Origin of the sequence: Alicyclobacillus shizuokensis NBRC 103103 (assembly GCF_001552255.1) — a bacterium.
In the GTDB taxonomy this organism is placed as follows: Bacteria; Bacillota; Bacilli; order Alicyclobacillales; family Alicyclobacillaceae; genus Alicyclobacillus_G; species Alicyclobacillus_G shizuokensis.
In genome coordinates this window covers 1-15,621 of record NZ_BCQV01000013.1, presented here as the reverse complement: position 1 = coordinate 15,621, position 15,621 = coordinate 1, and the positions used below count along the sequence as shown (strand labels likewise).

Annotated in this window: 12 protein-coding genes and 1 riboswitch; of the genes, 10 read left to right on the top strand and 2 right to left on the bottom strand. The window is 57.8% G+C overall.

Annotation, left to right across the window (positions count from 1 at the left end; all coding sequences use genetic code 11):
* Positions 1 to 79: 79 nt before the first annotated feature.
* The 3 genes from ASH01S_RS06565 to ASH01S_RS06555 are packed head-to-tail and all read left to right on the top strand — an operon-like array spanning position 80 to position 4,705.
* On the top strand, positions 80 to 1,066 hold the full coding sequence (locus ASH01S_RS06565) for an AAA family ATPase (RefSeq protein ID WP_245628959.1): 987 nt from the start codon (positions 80 to 82) through the stop codon (positions 1,064 to 1,066).
* Entirely contained in the window at positions 1,063 to 2,298 is a 1,236-nt protein-coding gene (locus ASH01S_RS06560) for a DUF58 domain-containing protein (RefSeq protein WP_067925428.1), read from the top strand. Before ASH01S_RS06565 ends, ASH01S_RS06560 begins: the two co-directional genes overlap by 4 nt.
* Positions 2,282 to 4,705: a transglutaminaseTgpA domain-containing protein gene (locus tag ASH01S_RS06555; RefSeq protein WP_067925425.1), complete on the top strand. Its 2,424-nt coding sequence runs from the start codon at positions 2,282 to 2,284 to the stop codon at positions 4,703 to 4,705. The genes ASH01S_RS06560 and ASH01S_RS06555 overlap by 17 nt, the downstream gene beginning before the upstream one ends.
* Positions 4,706 to 5,030: 325 nt before the next feature.
* On the opposite strand, the gene ASH01S_RS06550 is transcribed toward ASH01S_RS06555, so the two are convergent.
* Positions 5,031 to 6,332 carry an Nramp family divalent metal transporter gene (locus tag ASH01S_RS06550; RefSeq protein ID WP_067925422.1) on the bottom strand — a complete coding sequence of 434 codons (1,302 nt, stop codon included), beginning with the start codon at positions 6,330 to 6,332 and terminating at the stop codon, positions 5,031 to 5,033.
* Between the two features lie 545 nt (positions 6,333 to 6,877).
* Between ASH01S_RS06550 and ASH01S_RS06545 the strand changes: the two genes are divergently transcribed.
* Entirely contained in the window at positions 6,878 to 8,263 is a 1,386-nt protein-coding gene (locus ASH01S_RS06545) for an amino acid permease (RefSeq protein ID WP_067925419.1), read from the top strand.
* Between the two features lie 151 nt (positions 8,264 to 8,414).
* Positions 8,415 to 8,543 (top strand): hypothetical protein, encoded by a 129-nt coding sequence (locus tag ASH01S_RS19485; RefSeq protein ID WP_281178202.1) that lies wholly within the window; start codon positions 8,415 to 8,417, stop codon positions 8,541 to 8,543.
* Between the two features lie 693 nt (positions 8,544 to 9,236).
* Here the strand turns inward: ASH01S_RS19485 and ASH01S_RS06540 are convergent.
* Positions 9,237 to 10,070, bottom strand: a complete 834-nt coding sequence (locus ASH01S_RS06540) for a DUF2935 domain-containing protein (protein WP_245628958.1) — start codon at positions 10,068 to 10,070, stop codon at positions 9,237 to 9,239.
* Positions 10,071 to 10,336: 266 nt separating this feature from the next.
* On the opposite strand from ASH01S_RS06540, the gene ASH01S_RS06535 reads away from it, so the two are divergent.
* From ASH01S_RS06535 to ASH01S_RS06520, 5 genes are all read left to right on the top strand, one after another.
* The gene (locus ASH01S_RS06535) at positions 10,337 to 11,137 is read left to right on the top strand and encodes a class I SAM-dependent methyltransferase (protein ID WP_067925416.1); all 801 of its coding nucleotides are present in this window, start codon (positions 10,337 to 10,339) and stop codon (positions 11,135 to 11,137) included.
* 87 nt (positions 11,138 to 11,224) lie between these two features.
* Positions 11,225 to 11,325, top strand: a riboswitch (purine riboswitch).
* Between the two features lie 290 nt (positions 11,326 to 11,615).
* Positions 11,616 to 13,151, top strand: a complete 1,536-nt coding sequence (gene guaA / locus ASH01S_RS06530; protein ID WP_067925413.1) for a glutamine-hydrolyzing GMP synthase — start codon at positions 11,616 to 11,618, stop codon at positions 13,149 to 13,151.
* 8 nt (positions 13,152 to 13,159) lie between these two features.
* The gene (locus tag ASH01S_RS06525; RefSeq protein WP_067925410.1) at positions 13,160 to 14,527 is read left to right on the top strand and encodes an NCS2 family permease; all 1,368 of its coding nucleotides are present in this window, start codon (positions 13,160 to 13,162) and stop codon (positions 14,525 to 14,527) included.
* A 93-nt stretch (positions 14,528 to 14,620) separates the two neighbouring features.
* Entirely contained in the window at positions 14,621 to 14,758 is a 138-nt protein-coding gene (locus ASH01S_RS18450) for a hypothetical protein (RefSeq protein WP_157067028.1), read from the top strand.
* 502 nt (positions 14,759 to 15,260) lie between these two features.
* Positions 15,261 to 15,458, top strand: coding sequence for a hypothetical protein (locus ASH01S_RS06520; protein WP_067925407.1), 198 nt, complete (start codon positions 15,261 to 15,263; stop codon positions 15,456 to 15,458).
* The last annotated feature ends 163 nt before the right edge of the window (positions 15,459 to 15,621 follow it).

Below are 15,621 nucleotides of genomic sequence, written 5' to 3'. Positions count from 1 at the left end.
GGACCGCCTTGTGCCATCTGTCCATTCATATCCACATATAGTATCCTGATGTTAGGCATATGGGGATGGAGGGACACACTTGGCGAAACCGTACGCCCAGACCACTGATGCATTCGAATGGAACCCGGCTTTTCTACCCTTGTATGAAAACATCTCCAAAGCTGTTGTGGGTAAAGAAGAGGTCGTCCGCCTGGTGCTCGTCTCGCTCTTGGCGGGGGGCCACTGCTTGATAGAAGATGTCCCGGGTGTCGGCAAGACCGTCTTGGTGCGGGCGGTTGCGCGCACCCTTGGCTGCGAATTTCGGAGGATTCAGTTCACCCCCGATCTGCTGCCTTCCGATGTCACCGGAACCTCCATTTACAACCAAAAAACGCAAGAGTTCGAATTTCGTCCCGGCCCCATCTTCGGTCAGGTGGTTTTGGCGGACGAGATCAACCGCACTTCCCCGAAGACCCAATCAGCGCTGCTGGAGGCGATGGAAGAGCAAGGGGTATCGGCGGACGGGCAGCGGCATGAACTGCCACAGCCGTTTTTCGTCCTGGCCACGGAAAACCCGATTGACTTCGAAGGCACGTTTCCGCTGCCCGAAGCCCAACTGGATCGGTTTCTGCTGAAGCTGTCCATGGGGTATCCGAGCCTGGCCGACGAGATGGCCATTCTGGATCGACAACAGAAGCAAAACCCCATTGATCAGCTGGAGCCCATCGCTGGGCCGGACGATGTCTTGGAGTGGCGGCGGCAGAGGGCGGACGTGTACGTGGAGACGGCACTGCGGGAATACCTGGTCCGCATCGTCCAGGCCACGCGTGCCCACAACAGTGTCTACCTGGGTGCCAGTCCGCGCGCCAGCCTGGCCCTGTTTAAGGCGGCTCAGGCGTTGGCGCTGTTGTCCGGACGCACGTTTGTGGTACCGGACGACATCCGCTACCTAGCGCCATACGTGTTGGAGCACCGTATCCTGCTGACCCCGGACGCGCGGTTGTCGGGGGTGCAGACGAAGCTCCTCATCCTGGAGCTGGTGGACAGCGTGCCCGTGCCGATGCCGAAAGGGGCAACCTGGCGATGACGCGCATTCCCTGGCGGCACGCGGCGGCGGGCGGCTCTGCCCTGGCGGCGCTGGGCGGCTTGTTTGTGTTTGCCCGCGTGCAGGGCGGCTTTTTCCCGTGGTTTCTGCTCTACGTTTGCATCCTGCTTGCCCTGTACGAGTGGGGGACCTGGGGTCTGTCGCTGCGTGGGGTGTCGGTCTCCCGCCAGGTGCGCGCCACTCGTCTCGCCGCCGGCCAGTCGCTGTCCGTCGAGCTGACGGTGCAAACCGGCGGCTCCACCTGGCCGTTCGTTTGGCTGGCGGTGACCGACCAGCTCCCGAGTCGTTGGCGGTCGGCCGCCGGCGCCGAGCGCCGCCTTGTGCCGCTGTGGACGCGGCGCCTCACCTTCAGTTATGAAGTGCCCGGGCTCGCGCGCGGATGTTATACCATCGGCCCGGCTGTCATTCGTTCGCTAGACCTGTTTGGTCTCGTGCACAGACACCGTTTGGTGGCCGGTCAGACGGAAGTCGTGGTCTATCCAAAGGCCGTTCCCGTCCGCGGTTGGCTATCGTTGCGGCCGGAGACGCTGGGACTGCGCGAGGCCACGCGGCAGCGCAGTGAGGACTCCACCACCGTGCTGGGGGTGCGCGACTATACGCCCGGTGACCGCTTCAGCCGCATCCACTGGCGCGCCAGCGCCCGGCGTGGCGTCCTGCAATCCAAGGAGTTCGAGCGGCACGTCAGCGACGAGATCCTGTTTTGTATCGACGCGACCCGGAGCAGTTACCCGGACGCAGCCCCCTTCCACTTCGAGCTGGCGATGACAATCGCCGCTTCGCTCGTCAAACACACCTACGACATGCGGCGCTTCTTTGCCTGGGCCATTTGCGGTGCCAGCTTGGCCACCAGCGGAAAGGGTCTGGATGAGGCGCACTACCGGCACTGCCTCGAGGCCTTGGCGCGCGCCAACCCGGGTGGAGACACTCCGTTTGTCCAGGGGCTGCGTCATATCGGCCATAGCGCGCCGGCAGGCAGCGCGATAGTGGTCATCTCCCCGGCCTTGGGCCCCGAGTCGGCAGTGGCCGTGGGCGAGCTGGTTGGCCGGATGTCCGTGGAGTGGTTCGTCCCGCTCGCCCAGACAACGCTGGATGCATCCTTCCAGCGCGCGCTGCGCCTGCTGCGGCAAGTCGGTGTGCGCGTGCACCTGCTGGCGTCGCCGGACGCCCTGGGGCGGTTGGGACGGGGAGGTGTGGAGCGTGCGCACGGCATCTGAATGGGTGATGGCGGCCGGCCTTCATATCGTACGGGCAGTGGCGGCCGGGATTTGGTTGGGGATGTTCCTGCCGCCATTCGCACAGCTGCACTTGTTGCAGGGGGAGACCACGCTGTACCCGGTCCTGGCCACCTTGGTTCTCGCCCAGTGTCTGCCATGGAAGACCATTCGTGTGGTGACGGCTCTGCTTGCCTCGACCTGGTACATGGTCCACTACTTCAGCCCAGTTCACACGTGGACGGCCGGTCTGGCTTGGTTGCTGCACACCGACCTGGTGCAGCTGCGCGCCCGGTTGGCTGGTCAACCCGCGGCCGATCCGCTCGTCACCCACGCCTTCCTGTGGACACTGGCCGTCCTCTACTGGCTCGTCGCCTACGCGGCCAAACGCCCGCGCCTGTGGTGGCTGTACAATGCGCTCGGTGTGTGCGTACTGGCCGTGATCGACGGCAATACGAGCGTTCACCCGGACGGTGCCCTGGTTGTACTCTGCGTCCTGGCGATGCTCGTGGGCGGCTTGGACGCCTTGCCTTCATCCATCCACCCCCTTACGGGTCATCTCCCGGCCCGCGCCCACCAGCAACACCTCCCCATGTCGCAGCAGGTTCCCGGACCTGCGGCGGCTTCTCAGAATCTGGCCCAGCCATGGGTCCGGCGGCGGGATAAGCCCACACAGGGCCTTGGGGGGCTAGCGCCGCTTGCCGTGGTGACGGCCGCCGTGACCTTGGTGGCCTTGGCATTGCCGAAACCGGCCGCCGCCTGGGCCAACCCGTTCCAGCACAACACATCCGGCGGGCAGGGAGCCAGAGGGGACGTGCCCAAGGTCATCGGGTACCAGACCGACAGCTCGCATCTGGGCGGATCGTTCGTGTTAAATGACGACCCCGTGCTCTCCGTTGTCACTCCCTATCCATCCTACCTGCGCGGACAGGTGCTGTACACGTACACAGGGAAAGGTTGGGAGAAGGGAGAGAGTTCGGTAGAGCCGCTGGACGATGGCGGGGGTGTGCCTCTGCAGCCGGATGCGTCGTTCTCCAGCTCGCTTCCGACCCGTTCCGTGCGGCAGACGGTGCACATCCTGTCCGGTACGTTTCACGCGGGGGTCGTCTTCGGCGCGTATCAGACGGTGCGAGTGAATTCGGGCGACCGGAGCGAACGGGCTGCGTTCGTCGCGGCTGATGCGGACGACGGCACGGTGCTGGGGCCGTGGGACCACAAGGGAAACACGTACAGTGTGACCAGCCTGGAATTGGTGGATCCGACGGCAGCGCTCAAGAAACTTCCGCCTCTGCCCAAGGATGTGAGTCAGCGTGTACAGACGTGGCCGATGTCCGTGCGGCTGGAGGGCCTACAGCTGCCGAAGGACCTGCCGCCGCGCGTGGACCAGCTGACGCGAACCGTGGTCCACGGCGAGACCCGCGAATATCAAGTGGTCGAGCGGATCATCAATTATTTGCAGGACAATTACGCCTACCAAACGGACGACATTCCCGTGCCCGGACCGCATACCGACTACGTGGATCAGTTCCTTTTCGACACGCGCCGCGGCTATTGCAACAACTTTGCCTCTGCTTTAGCCGTGATGCTGCGCACCATTGGCATTCCGACGCGGTTTGTCACCGGGTTTGCCAGCGGCGATCTCGATACCTCCTATACGGGCAAGGATGGGCGTTACATTATACGCAACGACGATGCGCACTCCTGGGTCGAGGTGTATTTCCCGCAAGCCGGGTGGATCCCGTTTGATCCGACGCCCGGTTTCACGATGCCGTTTGCCCCGCCGAAGGTCACGCCGGCGAAGACCCCTGATCAGACTAGTCCCCAATTGCCGGTGCCGACGCCGAAGCAGCCAACTGCTTCGGCGCAGGCCGATACCTCTCCAGCGACCGGCGGCGGGAGAGTCGGCCTGTCGCTGACCTGGCCGCGATGGGGAAACGATGTGCTGATGGGCCTGGGGGCCCTTGTTGTCGTGTGGATGGTCGTCCTGCATCGGCGTCTGTTGCTGGCTTGGCGGTTATGGCGCTGGCCCAAGTCGGCGCCGCTGGACGGCTTCACCCCGGCCATGCGTGTCTTGATTCGCTCTCTGGCCGCCCACCCAACGGAGGTTGCCCGCACGAACAGGGGATGGTGCCAGCGCACCTTGCGCGACTTGGCGTATGAGGCCGAGCGTTGGCAGATCCCGAGGGAAGACAGCGACCGCCTGCTGCGCTTGGCTGAGGCCTATTGGTACGGCGGTATTACACCGACGAATGAAGAGTTGATGGCTGCACGAAGGATTTGGCAGCGTTGGTTGACGGCTGTCTACCGGCAGAGAGCGCGGTGGCGCCCGCGGTTTGGGCGCCTCAGGATTGGCGGCTCCACCTGGCTTCGCACCCGCGGCATCGCTGGCGGGAAGGTAGAACGGCGGTAACAGCACGGAGTCAAAGCGTCATGTCGCGAGGCACGTCTACTGTGTTGTCAAAGGACAAGGGCTTGCCAAACCCGACACCGCGCGCATTCCTCGCATGAGCAACGTGAACCTTTCCGGCAATGTCTGCACCGACAACCAAGGTTGAAGATAACGAAGGTTGAATCTGTAATTCGGCAGACCTTGCGGTTCTCGTTATACTCATGTTGTTGTACGACCTCCTGATGAGTGGTCTATTTTTCGACGACCCCAACTCATCAGGAGTTTTTATTGCCTCAAACCCGGCATTCCTGCATTACAGGAATGCTCCTGATGTCTCCGGTCAGCATCAGAACGGTAACGAGCCACCAAAGGACAGGTACAGGAGCAAAACATTTAGAGCTAGAATGACGATGGCGCTGAGTGTTGCGGTGAGTGTTACAATTCGCTTGTTGACGAGAACCCCCATGATATCGCGTCGTCTTGTAAAATAGATCAGAGAAATAATTGGCATTGGCAACACCAAGCTCAGGACGACTTGGCTGATGACCAGCGTCTGGGTGGGGTCAATGCCGAGTGCAACAATGATCACGGTCGGTAACATCGTCAGTACGCGCCTGAGCCACAACGGGATGGTGAAGCCGACAAAGCCTTGCATGATAACCTGTCCTGCCATCGTGCCAACTGCTGAACTTGAGATACCGGAAGCCAAAAGCGAAACCAGAAACACGGCTGCGGAAGCTGGACCAAGGAGAGGAGTCAGAGTTTGATAAGCGGAAGGTATATCCGCAATTTGGGTGCGACCTGAGCCATGAAATGCGGAAGCTGCCATGAACATCATGGACAGGTTAATCAGCCCCGCAAGACTCATTGCGATTACGACTTCTTTTGTGTGAAATCGGAAGATGCTGCGTTTTTCTGCGTCATTTCGGGGGACCACGCGGCTTTGCGTCAGGCTTGAATGCAAATAAACCGCATGCGGCATGACGGTTGCACCAATGACACCTACACACAATAGGACTGCGTCACTGTTTCCCAGCCAGGGAACAATGCTGTGATATACAATTTGGCTGAATTGCGGTTTCGCAAGTACCGTTTCAACGACATAGCAGGCGGCAATAACCGATACAAAGGCTGCGATGAACTTTTCTAACGGTCGAAAACCCAAACGCTCAAGAGTGAGCAGGAGGTAAGTTGTCAACCCTGTCAGGAACGTCGCGACCAGCATAGGAATGTGAAACAACAGATTTAACCCGAGAGTTGCGCCGAGGAATTCGGCAATGTCCGTTGCCATTGCAGCTGCTTCAGAGAACATCCACATGATGTAAGACAACCATCTAGGACAATAAGCACGGCACATTTCCGGAAGGTTCTTGCCCGTCGCAATCCCCAACTTGGCGGACATGTTCTGGATTAACATCGCCATCAAGTTCGCTAAGACCACAACCCACAACAGCTTGTATCCAAATTCGGAGCCACTTTGAATGTTGGTTGCGTAATTTCCTGGGTCCATATACGCCACTGAAGCGATGAATGCGGGTCCAAGGAATGGCAACAGGGCACGGAATCCCTTTCTCTGCTGAGAGATTGACGCACGTGCAGCCATGAGGGCTTTATTTTGCTTTCGCAGCTGTAACGACGGTGTACTCACCGTTGACACCACCTTTCGTGATAGTGAATATTTCCCCTCTAGAAAGAAGTTTCTTCAAGGCAACAATTTTAGCCTAGGGAAACCTTTGTGTCGTTATTATACAACAATACGGGCGAAAGTTGTATGTACACAAAAAAATTTCTCCTAAGAAAGACTTTTAGTTACGGGAAACATTTTCGGTAAATCCCTTGTCGCACCAGGGTTCTTGGCCACTCTATATGGTGAATTTCCGGTTATACGGAGGTTCAAAAATCGCCTGACGGGCTCTTGCTCTGGAGCGACCTCGATTCTCAATTTGGAAAAATCGCGTTGTCACGCTACCGAAAGCTGGCGCCGCGAGTCAGCGACCTACGGCGCCGGGCAGTTTTCAGTTGAACAGCGCTTGCCAGACGATGACTGGGCATGGTACATGCGAAAGGGCATCTGTGGGCTGACGGCGTGAGTGTATTGATGTTTCTCACAATGACCATGATATGCCTGGACGGACGGATGGTCGTTTGTCTGCGTCGGAGCGCTTTCCACCTTATTCAGCGGAGGACATCTCAATGCAGGAGCAGAACACACAACAGAAATCCTTGCACAAAGAGTTGCGAATGCGCCACATGACCATGATCTCGCTGGGCGGCGTCATCGGCGCGGGATTGTTCGTCGGCAGTGGGGCTGTCATCCAATCGACGGGGCCGGCTGCTGTCTTGTCATACGCGCTGGCCGGTGTTTTGGTCATCTTGATCATGCGCATGCTGGGGGAGATGGCGGTGGCACATCCGTCCGTGGGATCGTTTGCGGAGTACGGACGGATCGCAATCGGAAATTGGGCTGGTTTTCTGATAGGTTGGCTGTACTGGTACTTTTGGGTAATTGTCGTAGCGGTGGAGGCAACTGCTGGTGCGCTGACGTTGCATAACTGGCTGCTTCCGCAAGTGCCACTGTGGCTGCTGTCGCTGATTCTGCTGGTGTTGCTGACGGCGACGAACGTCTTCTCGGTCCGCGCGTACGGCGAATTTGAATACTGGTTTGCCTCTATCAAGGTCGGGGCCATCACCGTGTTTATCATCCTGGGCTCGCTGTATGTGCTCGGACTGTGGCCGCATGCCACGCTGAATTTCTCTAATCTCACGGCTCATGGGGGGATTGCGCCATTCGGAGTGCTCGCGTTGTTTGCGAGTGTGACGACGCTCATCTTCTCCTTTTTTGGGTCTGAGATTGTCACTATCGCGGCGGCTGAATCGGCCGAACCGAGCCGGGCAGTCGCGAAAGCCACGAACTCGGTAATCTGGCGCGTGCTCGTGTTTTACGTCCTGTCCATCTTCCTCGTTGTTACGATCCTGCCGTGGAACGATTCGAAAGCGATGATGAGCCCGTACGTCAGTGCGTTGAAGGTGCTCGGTATTCCGGGAGCGACGACGATTATGAACCTGGTCGTGGTGACAGCCGTCTTGTCCTGTCTGAATTCAGGGCTGTACACGGCATCCCGGATGCTGTTCGCGCTGGCACACCAGGGTAACGCGCCACGAGGCCTGCTGCAACTCAATCGCCGCGGTGTGCCAGTGCGGGCCATCTTGACCTGCACGGTGGTCGGTTACCTGTCTGTCATCATGGACTACGTCTCGCCACAGCACGTTTTTATGTTTCTGCTCAACTCGTCCGGCGCGGTCGGACTGTTCATCTACTTGTTGATTGCCGTATCGGAACTTCGCATGCGTCGGAACTTAGAGCAAAAGGCGGCGGAGCAGCTGCGGGTCCGCATGTGGGCGTATCCGTACCTAACTTACGTGTGCATACTGGGCATGCTGGTGGTGATTGTGTCGATGGCCTTCAACCCGACGGATCGGTCGCAGCTCGTCCTCAGCTTGGTGAGTGTTGTGGTGCTGCTGATCCTTTACGCGCTGAAACCGTGGTTCACACGCCAGCGCAACGAATCTGTCCGTTGAGGGAGGCCCACAATCACCTAAAACTGCAGCCCTTTCATTCACTAACGTCGCGACTTGACAAGAAAAAGGGCCGATTTTCTAGGACATATATCCTTTAACATGACGATCCCGAAGACATTAAATGTATCGACCGACGGAGGGGGGGAGTTGAATGTACGGGGTCTTTGGCGGCTACACCCGCTGGGCCGTGGTGTTTCTCATCATCTTCGTTCTGTTCTTCTTGTTGGTGCCTGGATACGGATATGGAGGAGCAGTAACAACAACTACTACTGTGTGCTAACATGTGCAAGAAAAAGGAATCCATGTATCACCATTTTCTTATACAACCATTCTTTCCGTTCAATCTGAATATTTGCTCTTTGGTGGTAAAGAACAAGTTCACGAGTTGATGGACAGCCCTTAAAGGGCGTCTGTTTATCAATGAAAGGGGGGGAGACTGTGATTACACGTGATCATTGCATGCGGTATATTGGACAGCATATCGTCTTTCGTACGAGAGATGGCGCAATTCACCATGGAATTCTCCATTCCGTAACACATGATGGAATTTACGTACGTCCGGTAGGTGGCGGAACGACTCGTCTTGCGAATGACACGAACGTCAATCCGGCAAACGTTGATGTACTGCAGAACATGTCCCAGTCCACGGAAGACGTTCAAGAGGCCTGGTTTCCATTTCTATTCTTCCCATTTCTCGCACTCGCGGCGCTTGGTCCGTGGGCCTGGTGGTAAAACCATATTCTTGATTATTTTTGTTCTCTTTATCTTTATTCCTGTACGGAGCAGCAATAACAACTACTATCTGTGTACTAAACATGTGCAAGAAAAAGAGCATCCATTTATGGGTGCCTTTTTCTTTTCGTGCAGGGATGTTTTCCTTCCCAGTCACCGAGAATGAATGCCCAACGGGCACAGGAACGGCATACCACAGCCACTGGTCAAGCTGCTTTAGTACTGCCAACATGTCGAAAAGTCAATTTTCATTGTCCCGATTCCGTTCTTCGGCCCGCGACGTGGTCGGATCGCAATCCGGCGTCGGTCCGCCTGCCGTCTGCGCCAGCTTGATCAGGTAATAGCATTCTTCACGGGCCATGTGATCGGGGAGTAGAATGGACAGTGTGCCGAGCACCTGATCAGACAGTTCCAGCTCTTGAATCTCGTTCAAAAAACCCCGGAATAACCGCATTTCGAGGCCCACCATATGGTTGAAGCGGTCTAAGGCAGGGAATTGATCGACGTTGGCACGCAGGTACCCAGCCAGTTCCAGGGCCTGTAGGTAATACGCCTCAAAATGGTGACTGAACCGTTTGCTACGAGCGATCAGGTCCTTTTCCACAAAATCAACACTGTTTTTGATAATGTCGGCGTGTGTGGCCGCGTCAGGCAGCCAAAGGAGATGGTGGTGAACGGAGTGTACCGGTGGCGGGACTTCGCCGGCGAGCAAACAGTGAAGAACCCGGATGTACTCTTCGACTTCGTTGACCGTGTGGTTGAGGAACGTCGGCGGCAAGAGGATGCTAACCTCACCCAACAGGTGACGCCGGAGCAAGTGGAGCTTGAACTCGCGAATCTGTTCCGCGTAGTTGCTCGCGCGCTGTGTCAACAGGTGTAGACGGGATCCGACATCCGGGCGTCGGGCTTCCTGGAGGAGTTCATCAAAGACCTCGATGAAATGCCGCGCTCGTGCGATTTCCCGGTTCTCTCGTGGAGACAAGCTCTCATGGATGAAGCGGGCATGATCACCAAGTACCTGCAACCAGAAACGGTGTTCAAACGTTGCGGCGCGCACAAAGTCGGCGGTTGACAAGACGATTCCTCCCTTGAAAGACGGCGCCGTACTCTCCATAGTGGACGCTCAAGTGATGGTCGGGCGCGTCACGTGTTCGTTCCATCCTTTTTCCAAACTTATGTACGCTTATCATCGTTCATTCAATCTTCCGTATGTAGCGTGAATTCAATCGGCCAGACGAGCAGTTCAACTACGGATTGAACGCACTGCCTGACGGGATCTTGAGACGAGGATGAGCGCCGTTCACGTGTGAATGGACAGCTCCGGAGAGAGGACGATACACAGTGGAAGAACTGGATGTCATTCTGGAATTGCTGTGCGATCCGTTGACGAAAGAGCCGCTGCAGCCAATTTTCGGCGGCGATGGAAGTCTCCAATTGCGAAACCGCAACTCCCATGCATCATATCGGCAAACCGACGGGATTTTCTCGTTTGTGCCGGAAGAAGTGCACGGGTTGAACAAAAAGTACCAAGAATTGTACGACCGCATCGCGCCGGTTTACAACCTCGCCAACAAAGCCTACCATGCCATCAAATGGAATGGAGAGAAAGCGTATCGAAACGAGTTTCTTCGCGAGCTGGAGATCGAGGACGGGGACCGGGTGATTGAGATTTCCTGTGGAACCGGCGACAATTTCCATTTCATTGATGGCGATGTTCGTCTGTACGGATTGGATTTGTCGTGGGGCATGCTTCGAGCCTGCCGGCGGCACCTGAAAGCTTGGCGCAAGGAAGCCGTCCTGTTTCACGGCAATGCGGAAGACCTGCCCTTCCGCGACAACGTGTTCGATGTCGTGTTCCATGTGGGCGGCATCAATTTCTTCAATGACAGGAGCAAGGCCCTGCGGGAGATGGTCCGAGTTGCGAAGCCGGGCTCCAAAGTGATGGTCGTGGACGAAAATGAAGAGCACGTGCAGAACGCCTACGAAAAGATTCCGTGGATGCGGCGCTACTTTTCCGGCCGATCCGAGTCTGTAAACGGCGCATCCATCGCCGATTTGCTGCCGGACAACGTGGCGGACGTACGGCTTAAGGACATCTGCGGCAGGCGCTTATACTGCCTTACCTTCCGCAAAATCGGTTGAACAATGCTCGCTCCTTCGTTGACGTACGTGTCCGTGAAGCTGCTTATTCTATCATTGACCTCATCCGATTCCATGAGTAGAATTGTGTCGGAGTTCGTCTTGCTGTCTCGTATAATGCCGGGAATGGGCTCGGCAGTCTCTACCGGACAACCGGAAATTGTCCGACTACGAGGCCGATGCGTAAACTCGCCGTACGGATGCGCCCGCCATGCTGGCGCACCCGCTTGGCTTGTTTGTCCCGTCAGCCTCACAATCAGGCGGAGTCGGTGCACTAGGTTCCGTCAGTTGAGTGTTTGTGAGGCGGCGGGATTTTTCTTTTTGTCCAATGGGCGGCCGTCCGTCCAATCGGCCCCCGTGGTCCCGCGGCTCAGGGCCACTCAGACAATCCCCCGAGGGGGATGTCAGCTTGGACAAAGAGCGGCTTCGATTCAAATGGTCGGCCCGGTTGAATACTAGGTGGACAAAGGGGTGTGGGGCGTTGCAACACGAGACTGTGGTGGTGCTCGATTTCGGCAGCCAGTATAACCAATTGATAGCCCGGCGCATTCGCGAGCAGCATGTCTACTCCGAACTGGTGCCGCACAGCACGCCGGCGGCGGAACTCCGGCGCAGAAACCTCAAAGGCATCGTCTTCAGCGGCGGACCCAACAGCGTGTTTCAGCCCGGGGCGCCGGATGTAGACCCGGCCATCTTCGAGCTGGGCGTGCCGGTGCTCGGCATCTGCTACGGTATGCAGCTGTTGGCCAAGCGCTTCGGCGCCAAGGTGGAGCGAGGCCATGTGCGCGAGTATGGGCGGGCGAGCCTTGAGGTGACAAGGGCTGACCACCCACTGTTCGCCGGGCAGCCGCAGCAGCAGACCGTGTGGATGAGCCACAGCGACGCGGTGGTGGAGGTTCCGGCCGGGTTTTCGGCCGACGCGGTGACCCCGGACGGGACGATTGCCGCGATGAGCGATGCCAGCCGTCGCCTGTACGCGGTGCAGCACCATCCCGAGGTGCGGCACAGCGAGTACGGACAGGAGCTCATCGCCAATTTCCTGTTTCAGGTCTGTGGCTGCCGGGGCGACTGGACGATGGACTCGCTGATTGACGAGGCGGTGTCTCGCATCCGTCAGCAGGTCGGCCGGGAACGGGTGCTCTGCGCGCTTTCCGGCGGGGTGGATTCCTCCGTGACCGCCGCGCTGATGCATCGCGCCATCGGATCGCAGCTGACAGCGGTGTTTGTCGATCACGGACTCCTGCGCAAAGGCGAGAGCGACGCGGTGATGGACAGCCTCAAGGCCCGGCTCGGCGTCGACGTGGTGCGCATTGACGCAGCGGATCGATTCCTCGGCCGGCTTCAAGGCGTGGTCGATCCGGAGCGCAAGCGCAAGATTATCGGCGAGGAGTTCATCCGCGTGTTCGAGGCGGCGTCCGAGGAGCTGGGACCGTTTGCGTACCTGGCGCAGGGGACGCTGTACACCGACGTCATCGAGAGCGGGACCGCGACGGCGCAGACCATCAAGTCGCACCACAACGTCGGCGGCCTGCCTGAGGATATGCAGTTTGAGGTGATTGAGCCGCTGCGCGAGCTGTTTAAGGACGAGGTGCGCTCACTCGGCGAGGCGTTGGGCCTGCCGCGGGAACTGGTCTGGCGGCAGCCGTTCCCAGGTCCAGGTTTGGCGATCCGCATCCTCGGCGAGGTGACGGAGGACAAGCTGGCGAAGGTGCGCGAGGCCGACGCCATCCTGCGCGAGGAAGTGGCAAAGGCCGGGCTGGACAAGGAGATATGGCAGTACTTCGCCGTCTTGACCAACATCCAGAGTGTCGGCGTGATGGGGGATGAGCGCACCTATTCAAACGCTATAGCGATTCGCGCCGTGGTCTCCGAGGAAGGGATGACGGCCGACTGGGCGCGCGTGCCCTACGATGTGCTGGAGCGAGTGTCGACGCGCATCGTCAACGAGGTCCCGGGCATCAACCGGATCGTGTACGATATCACATCGAAGCCTCCGGCGACGATTGAATGGGAGTAATGGGGGATATGGAAACTCTGTTTCGCTTGACGCGGCACCAGACCACGGTGGGCCGCGAGATTGTGGCAGGCATCACCACCTTTGTCACGATGGCGTACATTCTTTTCGTCAATCCGCAGATTTTAAGCGGCACCGGGATGAACGAGCAGGCGGTGTTCCTGGCGACCGCGCTGGGGGCGGGCATCGTCACGCTGCTCATGGGCCTTTTTGTCAATTATCCGATTGCCCTCGCCCCCGGCATGGGCCTGAACGCCTACTTCGCCACCGTGGCTGCGTCGCACGGCGGCCAGATGAGTTGGCAGACGGCGCTCGGTTGCGTGTTCATCTCCGGCATCGTGTTTATCATCCTGACTATCACGAAGATCCGCCAGCTCCTGGTGGTGGCGGTGCCCGATTCGCTGAAGCTGGCCATCACGGTCGGCATCGGACTGTTCATCACCATCATCGGGTTGAAGGACGGCGGCATCATGACGATGCAGTTTGTCGGTTCGGCCCCGGGCAAGTTCAATCCAGGCGTGTTCATCAACAACTCCGACTGGCTGCCTGGGCTGGGCTCCCTGCGCGATCCGGGCGTGGACCTGACGTTTATCGGCCTGCTCCTGATTGCGGTGCTGATGGCCCTACGCGTGCCGGGCGCCATCATCATCGGTATCCTGGTCACCACCCTCATCGGCATTCCCATGGGCGTGACCGATGTATCGGGGCTCGGCAAGGCCTCCTGGGTACCCGACTTCTCGCAGATGAATTTCGCCGCGTTCGATTTGGCGTCGGTGTTTCACTACGGTCTCATCAGCGCGTTGTTCACGTTCACGTTTGTGGAGTTGTTTGACACCTTTGGCACTTTGGTCGGGACCGCAAACAAGGCGGGCCTGCTCGAAGGTGAGGAAGGCGAGAAGCGGCTCGGACGCGCCATGCTTGTCGATGCCACCGGTGTCAGCCTGGGCGCGTTGTTCGGAACCAGCACCATCACCGCCTTTGTCGAGAGCGGATCTGGCATCGCGGCGGGGGGACGCACCGGCCTGACCGGGGTGACGACCGGCGTACTGTTCTTGCTCTCGCTGTTCATCGCGCCGATTGCGCTCATCATCCCGTCCCAGGCCACCGCCCCGGCGTTGGTGATTGTCGGCGTGCTGATGATGCAGGCAGTGCGGGAGATTGACTGGGAGAACATGGGCATCGCCATTCCGGCTTTCCTGACCATCGTGACGATGCCCTTGACCTACAGCATCTCCAACGGCATCGCCGTCGGCTTTACCGCGTTTGTCATCATCAACGCGATTCTGTGGCTGTTCCGGCGCCAGGAGTATACGCGCATCCATTGGCTGATGATCATCATCGTCATTCTCGCTTTGTGGCGGTATATTTTCTACGTCTAAGGCGCTTTGCAGGATCGGATGGCACGCTCTCATACAATCCTCCTTCATGGCTCATACTGAGGGACGAGAGGGTTGATGTTGGGGGGATTCAGGATGCCACGGGGGAAGACGCCAGCGGCCGAACGATTGGCGGTCAGTTTTCCACTGGCTGTGGTCGTCTTCGGCGTGATTGGCTGGATTGTCACAACGTTGATTCGCTTTCAGCAGTCGGACGATAGGTACCGGTCCTGACCAGCTGTGGACAAGGACGGCCGCTCTGGGCGGTATAGCCCGTTGGGCGGCCGTTCGTGGTCTTTGTTGCATCTCGGGATGCCCGTGGCTGTTGGGAATCACTTGTTGGTTTCGACATGAACATTGTCGTGAACATGCAGCGTACCGTACGCATCTCTGTGTATCCCCATATATTCTCTATGGCACGCATACGGCACGTTGGCCGCCAAAAATCTCCAAACTCTTCTCGTATCATAGCCGCTCCATGTCGTTTGTGACAGCTTCTCGCACAAACCTGAAGATGACTGCAGGATAACACCGAGATCAGCCGCTATCTGGCTGGCTTGAAAGTGATTTGATCCAAATATAATATTAGTTATATATCATATATATAAATAAGCCCCCGTGCTCTGAGTGGAGGTTCCGTTCATGTTGAGGTTTTGCTCATGCGGGCGATGGTTTCGGGCAGAGGTCATGCTTGAAAGATAGACAACTTTTTGAAGGTATTGTAGGAGGATGCTGAATGGCAGACGACGAGCGAAACAAGAGCCGACGGTGGTTGCGCGGAATCATTCATTATGACCCAGAGAATCGAAAAACCTTTGTCAGGCGAACCATGGGGTTCGGTTTCACCATTAATTTTGCCACACCCTTTGGGAAGGTATTGGGTATCGTCATGATTCTGGTCATTATCGCGATTGTTGTCTTAAAATATCGCTGAAAATCGAAGTATAGAGAAGACGCAAATTTCGTCGTAAGAGGTCGTGACCCAATCATTTGTCCTATGTGGCAGGGGCGCTGGCATGTAGAACCGATGTTCTGGTTATGCACATACCTCAGGTGTATACTAAAAACGCGAACATTAGTTCTGAGATGGTACAGAG

Bases quoted from the DNA above. Each gene is read 5' to 3' on its own strand.
- ASH01S_RS18450 (WP_157067028.1), top strand. From the start codon at position 14,621: ATGCCACGGGGGAAGACGCCAGCGGCCGAACGATTGGCGGTCAGTTTT.
- ASH01S_RS19485 (WP_281178202.1), top strand. From the start codon at position 8,415: ATGTACGGGGTCTTTGGCGGCTACACCCGCTGGGCCGTGGTGTTTCTC.
- ASH01S_RS06520 (WP_067925407.1), top strand. From the start codon at position 15,261: ATGGCAGACGACGAGCGAAACAAGAGCCGACGGTGGTTGCGCGGAATC.
- ASH01S_RS06545 (WP_067925419.1), top strand. From the start codon at position 6,878: ATGCAGGAGCAGAACACACAACAGAAATCCTTGCACAAAGAGTTGCGA.
- ASH01S_RS06560 (WP_067925428.1), top strand. From the start codon at position 1,063: ATGACGCGCATTCCCTGGCGGCACGCGGCGGCGGGCGGCTCTGCCCTG.
- ASH01S_RS06525 (WP_067925410.1), top strand. From the start codon at position 13,160: ATGGAAACTCTGTTTCGCTTGACGCGGCACCAGACCACGGTGGGCCGC.